Source organism: Actinospineispora eucalypti (assembly GCF_039543365.1).
GTDB lineage: Bacteria > Actinomycetota > Actinomycetes > Mycobacteriales > Pseudonocardiaceae > Pseudonocardia > Pseudonocardia eucalypti.
The window spans coordinates 291,691-301,617 of sequence record NZ_BAABJP010000039.1 but is presented as its reverse complement, the minus strand read 5'-3'; the positions used below and the strand labels follow the sequence as shown (position 1 = coordinate 301,617).

General features: G+C 71.4%; 9 protein-coding genes. 5 read left to right on the top strand and 4 right to left on the bottom strand.

Annotation, left to right across the window (positions count from 1 at the left end; translation table 11 throughout):
- The 5 genes from ABEB12_RS31165 to ABEB12_RS31145 all read left to right on the top strand — a co-directional run.
- Positions 1 to 767, top strand: a 767-nt coding sequence (locus tag ABEB12_RS31165; protein WP_345703289.1) for a phosphoenolpyruvate carboxykinase domain-containing protein, incomplete at its 5' end; no start/stop codon positions are given.
- 173 nt (positions 768 to 940) lie between these two features.
- Positions 941 to 2,677 carry a pyruvate dehydrogenase gene (locus ABEB12_RS31160; protein WP_185065484.1) on the top strand — a complete coding sequence of 579 codons (1,737 nt, stop codon included), beginning with the start codon at positions 941 to 943 and terminating at the stop codon, positions 2,675 to 2,677.
- Positions 2,678 to 2,712: 35 nt separating this feature from the next.
- Entirely contained in the window at positions 2,713 to 3,240 is a 528-nt protein-coding gene (locus ABEB12_RS31155) for a GtrA family protein (protein WP_185065483.1), read from the top strand.
- Between the two features lie 5 nt (positions 3,241 to 3,245).
- On the top strand, positions 3,246 to 4,268 hold the full coding sequence (locus ABEB12_RS31150; protein WP_185065482.1) for an LLM class F420-dependent oxidoreductase: 1,023 nt from the start codon (positions 3,246 to 3,248) through the stop codon (positions 4,266 to 4,268).
- Between the two features lie 33 nt (positions 4,269 to 4,301).
- Positions 4,302 to 5,891 (top strand): glutamate synthase-related protein, encoded by a 1,590-nt coding sequence (locus tag ABEB12_RS31145; RefSeq protein WP_185065481.1) that lies wholly within the window; start codon positions 4,302 to 4,304, stop codon positions 5,889 to 5,891.
- Between the two features lie 89 nt (positions 5,892 to 5,980).
- Here the strand turns inward: ABEB12_RS31145 and ABEB12_RS31140 are convergent, their stop codons facing one another.
- The 4 genes from ABEB12_RS31140 to ABEB12_RS31125 form a co-directional block, all read right to left on the bottom strand.
- Positions 5,981 to 7,027, bottom strand: coding sequence for an AAA family ATPase (locus tag ABEB12_RS31140; protein WP_185065480.1), 1,047 nt, complete (start codon positions 7,025 to 7,027; stop codon positions 5,981 to 5,983).
- 11 nt (positions 7,028 to 7,038) lie between these two features.
- Positions 7,039 to 8,076, bottom strand: a complete 1,038-nt coding sequence (locus ABEB12_RS31135) for an aliphatic amidase (protein ID WP_185065479.1) — start codon at positions 8,074 to 8,076, stop codon at positions 7,039 to 7,041.
- Between the two features lie 19 nt (positions 8,077 to 8,095).
- The gene (locus ABEB12_RS31130) at positions 8,096 to 8,719 is read right to left on the bottom strand and encodes an AmiS/UreI family transporter (RefSeq protein ID WP_185065478.1); all 624 of its coding nucleotides are present in this window, start codon (positions 8,717 to 8,719) and stop codon (positions 8,096 to 8,098) included.
- A 103-nt stretch (positions 8,720 to 8,822) separates the two neighbouring features.
- On the bottom strand, positions 8,823 to 9,896 hold the full coding sequence (locus ABEB12_RS31125) for a substrate-binding domain-containing protein (RefSeq protein WP_345703288.1): 1,074 nt from the start codon (positions 9,894 to 9,896) through the stop codon (positions 8,823 to 8,825).
- Between the last annotated feature and the right edge of the window lie 31 nt (positions 9,897 to 9,927).

Here is a 9,927-nt window from a genome sequence, read left to right as displayed (position 1 = left end):
GCGACGTGTGGTGGGAGGGCATGACGCCCGAGGCGCCCGCGCACCTGACCGACTGGAAGGGCCGCGACTGGTCGCCGGCCTCGGACGAACCGGCGGCGCACCCGAACTCCCGGTTCTGCACGCCCATCGACCAGTGCCCGATCGTCGCGCCGGAGTGGCAGGACCCGGCCGGGGTGCCGATCTCGGCGATCCTGTTCGGCGGGCGGCGGGCGAACACCGTGCCGCTGGTCACCGAGTCCCGGGACTGGCAGCACGGCGTGTTCCTCGGCGCGACCCTCTCCTCGGAGACGACTGCGGCGGCCACCGGCAAGGTCGGCGTGGTGCGCCGCGACCCGATGGCCATGCTGCCCTTCCTCGGCTACCACGCCGGCGACTACCTGAGCCACTGGCTGGACCTGGGCAAGAACGCCGACGCGGCCAAGCTGCCCAGGATCTTCCACGTGAACTGGTTCCGCCGCGGCACCGACCGGCGCTTCCTGTGGCCCGGTTTCCGGGAGAACTCCCGCGTGCTCAAGTGGATCACCGAGCGGATCGAGGGCACCGGCAACGCAACCGAGACCCCGGTCGGCTTCGTGCCCGCCGCCGCCGACCTGGACCTGGCCGGCCTGGACGCCGACGCGCGCGACATCGACGAGGCGCTGGCCGTGCGCCCCGAGGAGTGGCGCGACGAGCTCGCCCTGATCGAGGAGTGGTTCGACAAGATCGGCGACCGCCTGCCCGCCTCTCTGGCCGACGAGCTCGACGCCCTCCGCGAGCGCCTTACCTAACGGTCCGAGGCCCGGCACCGCCGCCGGCCAGCCACCCGACGCCGCACAAGAAGCCGTCACGCCGCACAGCTCGCACCATGCGCGGCGTGACGGCTTACCGTGCGGCGTCGGGTGTGCGTCGGCTACTGACCGTGGGCCGGGGTCGTCGGAGATCCGGGGCTAGAGTCGGTTTCATGGCGCAGACCGTTGCCGACCAGATGATCGAGGTACTCACCCAGGCCGGCGTGCGCCGGGTGTACGGGCTGGTCGGGGACAGCCTGAACCCCATCGCCGACGCGATCCGGCGCAACCCGGACATGGACTGGGTGCACGTCCACAACGAGGAGGCAGCCGCGCTGGCCGCGGCCGCCGAGGCCCAGCTCACCGGGAGGCTCGCGGTGTGCGCGGGCAGCTGCGGGCCGGGCAACACGCACCTGGTGCAGGGCCTCTACGACGCGCACCGCAGCGGCGCCCCGGTGCTGGCCATCGCCTCACACATCCCGTCCACCCAGATCGGCACCAACTACTTCCAGGAGACCCACCCACAACACCTGTTCCTGGAATGCAGCGCCTACTGCGAGTTGGTCTCGCGCCCGGAGCAGCTGCCCCGGCTGCAGCGGATCGCCATGCAGACCGCGCTGGCCCGTCAGGGCGTCGGCGTGCTGGTGCTGCCCGGCGACCTGGGCGGCGAGCCGGCCCCCCACCCGACCGGGCACAGCGACCTGGTCTCCCCCACCGCCGTGCTGCAGCCGGACCCGGACAAGGTCCGCGCACTGGCCGAAAAGATCAACAACGCCGGGTCCGTCGCCCTCTTCGTCGGTGCCGGGGTGCGGGACGCCCGCGACGAGGTGCTGGAGCTGGCCGGCCGGGTACACGCGCCGATCGGGCACTCGCTCGGCGGCAAGGAGTGGATCCAGTACGACAACCCGTACGACGTCGGCATGAGCGGGCTGCTCGGCTACGGCGCCTGCTACGACGCCACGCACGAGGCGGATCTGCTGATCCTGCTGGGCACCGACTTCCCCTACGACACGTTCCTCCCCCAGGCCCGCACCGTGCAGGTGGACCGGGAGGCCGCCCACCTGGGCCGGCGGACCAAACTGGAGCTTGGCGTGCAGGGCGACGTGGGTGCCACCCTGCGCGCGGTGCTGCCACTGCTGGGCCGCAAGACCGACCGGAGCTTCCTGGACCGCATGCTCCGCCGGCACGCGGCCGCGCTGGAGAAGGTGGTCAGCGCGTACACCGCGAACGCCCAGAACCTGCGCCCGGTGCATCCGGAGTACCTGGCCGCGCTGCTGGACGAGGAGATGGACGACGACGCGGTGGTCACCGTGGACACCGGCATGTGCAACGTGTGGGCGGCCCGCTACCTGACCCCGACGGGTCGGCGGCGGATCATCGGCTCGTTCCGGCACGGCACCATGGCGAACGCACTGCCGCACGCGATCGGCGCGGCCTACGCGGCGCCGGGCCGGCAGATCGTCTCCATGTCCGGCGACGGCGGGCTGACCATGCTGCTGGGCGAGCTGCTCACCGTGGCCGAGCACGACCTGCCGGTGAAGATCGTGGCATTCAACAACGGCTCGCTGGGCATGATCCGGCTGGAGATGATGGTCGCCGGCTACCCGTCCTTCCAGACCGACCACGGCGTGGCCGACCTCGCCGGGGTGGCTAGGGCGGCCGGGCTGCCGTCCGTCACCGTCGACGACCCGGCCGACCTGCCCAAGGCGCTGCGCACGGCGCTGCGCGCCCCCGGCCCGTACCTGGTGGACGTGCACACCGACCCCAACGCCCTGTCCATCCCGCCGCACATCACGGCCAGCCAGGTGCGCGGCTTCGCGCTGGCCGCCACCCGCACCGTGCTGGACGGCGGGGTGGGCAAGATGATCGAGCTGGCCCGCAGCAACCTGCGCTCCATCCCGAGGCCCTAGAAACCCCGCGCGCGGCGGCCTGGCATCCTGGAGACGTGACCGACCAGGGCGGCGTCCCGCGCCGGAAACCTGTGGCCGATCGTTTCTCCGACCTGTGCGACGCCGTGGCGCGCCGTCTGCCGTTCGGGCTGTCCCGGGTGGTGCCGCCGAACTTCCTCGGCTTCGCCGCGATCAACGGGTTCACCTTCGGCGTCGACCTGCTGCTGCTCACCCTGGCGCACAGCTGGCTGGACCTGCCGGTTCGGGTGTCCATCACGGTGGGCTACGCGATCGCGTTCTCGCTCAGCTTCGTGCTGAACCGGTGGCTGAACTTCCACTCCCACGCGCCGGTCGGGCGGCAGGCGCTGCTGTTCTTCATCGTGATCCTGATCAACTACGCGGTGATCCTGCTCGGCGTCGGCGGCGGCCTCGCCGCACTGGGCCTGCAGTACCACGTGGCCCGGTTGATCGCGGGCGCCTGCGAGGCGGTGTTCATCTACAGCGCCATGCGCTGGGTGGTGTTCGCCAAGCCGGCCGGCAGCCGGCGTGCCACGATCTCAGGACAAACCGCGATCGAGGAGTAGTGGCGATGAAGCTGGGGTTGGCGCTCGGGTACTGGTCAGCGGGGCCCCCGCCGGGGGTCGCCGAGCAGGTGGCCGCCGCCGAGGACCTGGGGTTCGACTCGATGTGGACCGCCGAGGCCTACGGGTCCGACGCGCTCACCCCGCTGGCCTGGCTGGGCGCGCACACCGAGCGGATCCGCCTGGGCACCTCGGTGATCCAGCTGTCCGCCCGCACCCCCACCGCGACGGCGATGGCCGCGATGACCCTGGATCACCTCTCCGGCGGCCGGGTGGTGATCGGCATCGGAGCGTCGGGGCCCCAGGTGGTGGAGGGCTGGTACGGCCAGCCGTACCCGAAGCCGCTGGCCCGCACCCGGGAGTACGTGCGGATCCTGCGCTCCACCATCGCCCGGGAGACCGTCCGGTTCGAAGGCGATCACTACACCATCCCGCACCCGGGCGGCGCCGGGCTGGGCAAGCCCCTGCGGTCCACGCTGCACCCGCTGCGGGAGGAGATCCCGATCCTGCTGGCCGCCGAAGGCCCGAAGAACGTGGCGATGGCCGCCGAGATCGGCGACGGGTGGCAGCCGCTGTTCTACGCCCCGCGCGCCGACCAGCACTACCGGGACGCGCTGGCCGAGGGCTTCGCCCGCCCGGGTGCCCGGCGCAAGCCGGACGACTTCGAGGTCGTCGGCATGGTCAGCGTGGTGGTGGACGACGACGTGGAGACCGCCGCCAACCAGATCCGACCGCACCTGGCGCTGTACATCGGCGGCATGGGCGCCAAGGGCGCCAACTTCCACTACGACGTGTTCGCCCGGATGGGCTACGAGGACGAGTGCGCCCAGATCCAGGAGCTCTACCTGTCCGGGCGCAAGGACCAGGCGATCGCCTCGGTGCCGCTGTCGCTGGTCGAGCAGGTCGCGCTGATCGGACCCAAGGCGAAGATCGCCGAAGAGCTGCCCCAGTGGCGGGACTCGCTGCTCACCACCATGGTGGTCAGCGGCAGCCCGGACACGCTCCGGCTGATCACCGACCTGGTGACCTGAGCGACAATCCGTCGTCGGACTAATGTGCCGGGTGTGACGCGCTACCTCCCGGTCGCCGCCGTTGTCGCCGGCGCCGTCGTGACGATCTGGCTGGCAGCCACCAGCCCCTGGTGGTGGCTGGCCGCCGTCCCGCTGCTGGCTCTGTGCGTGCTCGGCGGGTTCGACCTGGCCCAGCGGCAGCACTCGGTGCTGCGCAACTACCCGATCACCGGCCACATGCGGTTCCTGCTGGAGTCGATCCGCCCGGAGGTCCAGCAGTACTTCGTGGAACGCAACACCGACGGCCAGCCGTACGACCGGGAGGTCCGCTCGCTGGTCTACCAGCGGGCCAAGGGCACCGAGGCCGAGGAGCCGTTCGGCACCGAGCGCGAGGTCTACGAGGTCGGCTACGAGCACTTCGTGCACGCGATGTGCCCGCTGCCCATGCCGGAGGCGCCGCCGACGGTGCGGATCGGCGGCCCGGACTGCCGCCAGCCGTACCGGATGTCGCTGCTGAACGTCTCGGCGATGTCCTTCGGCTCGCTCTCCTCCAACGCGATCCTGGCCCTGAACACCGGCGCGGCGCACGGCGGCTTCGCCCACGACACCGGCGAGGGCGGGCTGTCCGAGTACCACCTGCGCCCGGGCGGCGACCTGGTCTGGGAGCTCGGCACCGGCTACTTCGGCTGCCGGACCCCGGACGGTGACTTCGACCCGGCCCAGTTCAAGGAGAAGGCCGCGCACCCGGCGGTTCGCTGCGTGTCGATCAAGCTGTCCCAGGGCGCCAAGCCCGGCCTGGGCGGGGTGCTGCCCGGGCCGAAGGTGAACGCGGAGATCGCCGGTGTGCGAGGGGTGCCGATCGGCCGGACGGTGATCTCCCCGCCGGCACACCGGGCGTTCAGCACCCCGGTCGGGCTGATCGAGTTCGTGGCCGAGCTGCGCGAGCTGGCCGAGGGCAAGCCGGTCGGCTTCAAGCTGTGCGTCGGACAGCGCCGCGATGTGCTGGCAATGTGCAAGGCGATGCGCGAGGTGGGCACCGCGCCGGACTTCATCATCGTGGACGGCGCGGAGGGCGGTACCGGCGCGGCGCCGCTGGAGTTCCTGGACCACGTCGGCACGCCGCTCACCGAAGGCCTGATCACCGTGCACAACGCGCTGGTCGGCGCCGGCCTGCGGGACCGGGTGCGGATCGGCGCCTCGGGCAAGGTGGCCAGCGGGTCGGACATCGTGAAGCGGCTGTGCCAGGGCGCGGACTACACCAACGCGGCGAGGGCGATGATGTTCGCCGTCGGTTGCATCCAGGCCCAGAGCTGCCACACCAACACCTGCCCGGTCGGCGTGGCCACCCAGGACCGGCGCCGGGCGCGCGCGCTGGACGTGCCGGACAAGTCGCACCGGGTGGAGAGATTCCACCGGGCCACGGTGGCCAGCGCCACCCGGATCATGGCCTCGCTGGGCGTGCACGACCCCGGCGAGCTGCACCCCGGCCTGCTGCGCCGCCGGATCTCCCCCACCGAGGTGCGCAGCTACGCCGAGCTCTACGACTGGCTACGCCCCGGCGAACTCCTGGACTCACCCCCCGAAGCCTGGGCCCACGACTGGACCGCCGCCACCCCCACCCACTTCGGCCCCCCACCCCCCTGATTCAGTCACTCCAGCACGGTGATTCAGTCACTTCAGCACGCTGATTCAGTCACTTCAGCACGCTGATTCAGTCACTTCAGCACGGTGATTCAGTCGATTGCCCACTCCCCCACGGTGATCCTCCCGTCCCGCGCCGTCGCACCGAGCCGGGTCGGCCGCTCGCCGGGGCGGGTGAGCAGCTCGGCCACCGGGGTGGCCAGGAGCTCGCGCACCACCCGGCGCAGCCCGCGCGCCCCGTACACCGGGTCGAAGCCGCGCTCGGCCAGCAGGCGGATCGCCGACTCGTCCACGGACAGCTCGACCCGCCGCCGGCTCAGCCGCTTGACCAGCAGCGCCGCCTCCAGGGCGGCGATGCGCGCGCACGCCGCGCGGTCCAGCGAGCCGAACACGACGGTCTCGTCGATCCGGTTGAGGAACTCCGGGTCGAAGAAGTCCCGCAGTGCCCCGCGCACCACCGACTCGTCGTCCCGGTACCGGATCCGCCGCCAGCGGGATCCGGCCCGGCGGGCCAGCTCGGTGGAGCCCAGGTTGGAGGTGAGGAACACGAACGAGTTGCGGAACGAGATGGTGCGCTGCCCGCTGGCCAGCCGCAGCGTGCCGCTGTCCAGCACCTGCAACAGCGCCCGCAGCACCGTGGGGTGGGCCTTCTCCACCTCGTCGAACAGCACGATCCCCGGGGTGTACGGGTCGCCCTCGACCGTGGTCGGGTCGAACAGCGTGAACGCCTCCTTGCTCCCGGCGTAGCCGGGCGGCGCACCGCTGAACGACGCGGCGTAGTGCTCCTGGGCCAGCGAGTTCATGTCCACCCGGCACAGGTCGTCCGGCCCGGAGCGCAGCTCGGCCGCCACCCGGCGGACCAGCTCGGTCTTGCCCACCCCGGTAGGGCCGACCAGCAGCAGGTTGGCCAACGGCCGGTCCGGGTCGTTGACGCCGGCGCGCGCGAGCACCAGCCCACGCAACACCGCCGCCACCGCCCGGTCCTGGCCGATCACCCTGGCCCGCAGCCGCTCGGCCACCGCCGAGGCGTCGAACGTCCCCGGCGGCGGCCGGCCATCCGCAATGGCGACCGGCGCGCCGTCGGCCCGGCCGTCCCGCCGGCGGTTCTGTTCGTGGTACATGTCGGTCAGGAACGGCATGGCACCCGCGCTCAGGCCTGCATGGTCCGCTCGACGGGCAGCTCGCCCACCCGGCAGTCGGCCACCCCGACGGTGCTCCGGGTGATCGCCTCCACCCGCTCCTGGGTCTTCTGCGCGTCGGTGACCCACTCGCGGTAGAACTCGAACGGGCAGTCCGCGACGCCCTTGTCCCCGTCGCCGGCCGCGTGCACGCCTGAGTAGCCCCGGTGGAGCAGCTTGAACAGGTGGTTCTGCGACTGGTCGAACTCGCGGGCGTCCCGGATCGCGGACAGCGACAGCTGCGCGTACTGGATGCCGTACTCCTCCTCGCCGGTCTCGCCCAGCGTGCGGCCGTCGAAGCCGATGATCGACGAGTGGCCGAAGTAGGAGTAGACGCCGTCGAACCCGGCCGCGTTGGCCACCGCCACGTAACAGTTGTTGGCCCAGGCCATCGCCTTGGCCATGAGCACCTGCTGGTCCTTGGCCGGGTACATGTAGCCCTGGCAGCGCACGATCAGCTCGGCGCCCTTCATGGCGCAGTCCCGCCAGATCTCCGGGTAGTTGCCGTCGTCGCAGATGATCAGCGAGATCTTCAGGCCCTTCGGCCCCTCGGTGACGTAGGTGGAGTCGCCCGGGTACCACCCCTCGATGGGGCACCAGGGCAGGATCTTGCGGTACTTCTGCACGATCTCGCCGCGGTTGTTGATCAGCACCAGGGTGTTGTACGGCGGCTTGTTCGGGTGGTCCTCGTGCTGCTCACCGGTGATGGAGAAGACGCCCCAGGTGTTGGCCTCCCGGCAGGCGGCGGCGAAGATGTCGGTCTCCTCACCGGGCACGGTGGCCGCCGTCGCGTACATCTCCTCCTGGTCGTACATGATCCCCTGGGTGGAGTACTCCGGGAACACCACCAGGTCCATGCCGGGCAGCCCGGTCTTCATGCCGATCAGCATGTCGGCGATCTTGCGCGCGTTGTCCAGCACCTCGGCCTTGGTATGCAGCCGGGGCATCTTGTAGTTCACCACCGCCACGCCGACGGTGTCCGGGCTGGCTGAGATGTCACCGTGTCGCATGCGTTTCTCCTTCGGTTGATCAGGCGGGAACGATCGAGTTGGGTGCCGGCGCGTTCTGGTGGTGCCGACCGAGCACCGCGGCCAGGCCGAACAGGGCGGCGAAGACCAGCGCGGCGAGCAGCGCCAGGCCGCCGGTGGACCGGTAGCCGCCGGTCATGCCCAGGAACGCCGGCACGGTGCAGGTGGGTTGGGACAGCAGCACCACGGCCCAGCCGGTGAACCGGGTCAGCCGCTCCCGGCCGAGGCCGAGCACCAGGAAGAACAGCGTCCAGAGCACGGCCCAGGCCAGCCAGATGACGCCGAAGACCGGGTCGGCGAGGTGACCGAAGGACAGCCCGGCGTACACCACGGCGGCGCCCGCGACGAACAGCGAGAACCAGCCGATCCCCTCCGGCTCCAGGCCGGCCAGGTTGACGATGCCGACGTACAGGTAGGTGAAACCGAACAGGAACAGCCCGGAGGCGCCCAGGATGGCGTCCGCGTTGCCGCCGGCCTGGATGATCAGTACCACCGGGGTGACGCACTGCAGCGCCCCGACGAACAGGTTTAGCACCGCCGCCGACCGGGCCGGTACGTGGCCCAGCAGCATCAGGCCGTTGACCAAAAGGACCGCTCCGACATAGAGCAGGCCGACATTGCTCATCGTCATCCTCCCGCTTCGTTGCGTGGGTTGACCGTCACATAGAACTATTTCATATGAAACTAATAGATCGCAACAAGGCCCCTGCCGCGCGGGTCGGCGCAGATCAGAGGCGGGTGATCACATCGAAGTCGTGGCCGTCGGCCACCGCGAGGTAGACGTGCTGAGCGGCCTGCGGGCCGTGGAACTCCACGGTGCCGCGCGGCCCGTGGTAGGCCACGCCGTCGATCGCCGCGTTCAGCGCGCGCAGGTCGGCGGACCCGGCCCGCCCGGCCAGCCGGGCCATCGTGTGCATGCCCTCGTAGCAGGACTCGGCCATGTTGTTCAACGGCGGCGCGGTCGCCCCGTGCAGGCCGGTGTACCGGCCGACCAGGTCGAGCGCGTCGGCGGTGACCAGCGAGCGGAAGTACCCGGCGGACACGAACAGGTTCCTGGTCGCGCCGGCGCCGCTGGCCAGCAGCATGTTCTCCTCCATCAGCGGGGAGTACCGGACGATCCGCTCGTGCAGGCCCAGCGCGCCGAAGCGCCGGTTGAACCGCACCGCGTCCTGCCCGACCAGCAGCATCAGCACGCCGTCGCAGCCGCTGGCGGCGACCCGCTCGGCCATCCGCCCGGCCGCTCCGGAGCCGAGCCGCACGAAGCTCTCCCCCACGATGTCCAGGTCCAGCTCGCGGGCGTACCGGCGAACCGCGACGGCCGAACCGCGCGGCCACACGTAGTCGTCACCCACGATGTGCCACCGGCGCACGGCCAGGTGCTCGCGCAGCCAGTGCAGGGCGGGGCGGATCTGGAACCGGGGGACCTCGCCGCAGCAGTAGATCCCGGCCCGCCGCTCGCCGCCCTCGTAGAGCGACGTGTAGACGTAGGGCACCCGGTCGGCCAGCACCGGCGCCAGCGCGTGCCGCACCGAGGAAATGTGCCAGCCGGTGACCGCGTCGACCTCACCGTCGCGCAGCAGCCGGCCCAGCTCGGCGGCCACCCGCTCGGGCGGCGCGCCGCCGTCCACGATGCGCACCCGCACCTCGCGCCCCAGGATGCCGCCCTCCTGGTTCAGCTCGTGCGCGGCGAGCTGGCTGATCGCCTCGCACGACGGGCCGAACAGGCCGGCCGGCCCCTGCAGCGGGATCACCATCGCGACCCGCCAGGTGCTGGCCCGGTCGCGGACGGCGGCGGGTTGCACGTGACCGCCTCCCGAAAAGGGTGGAACCTTC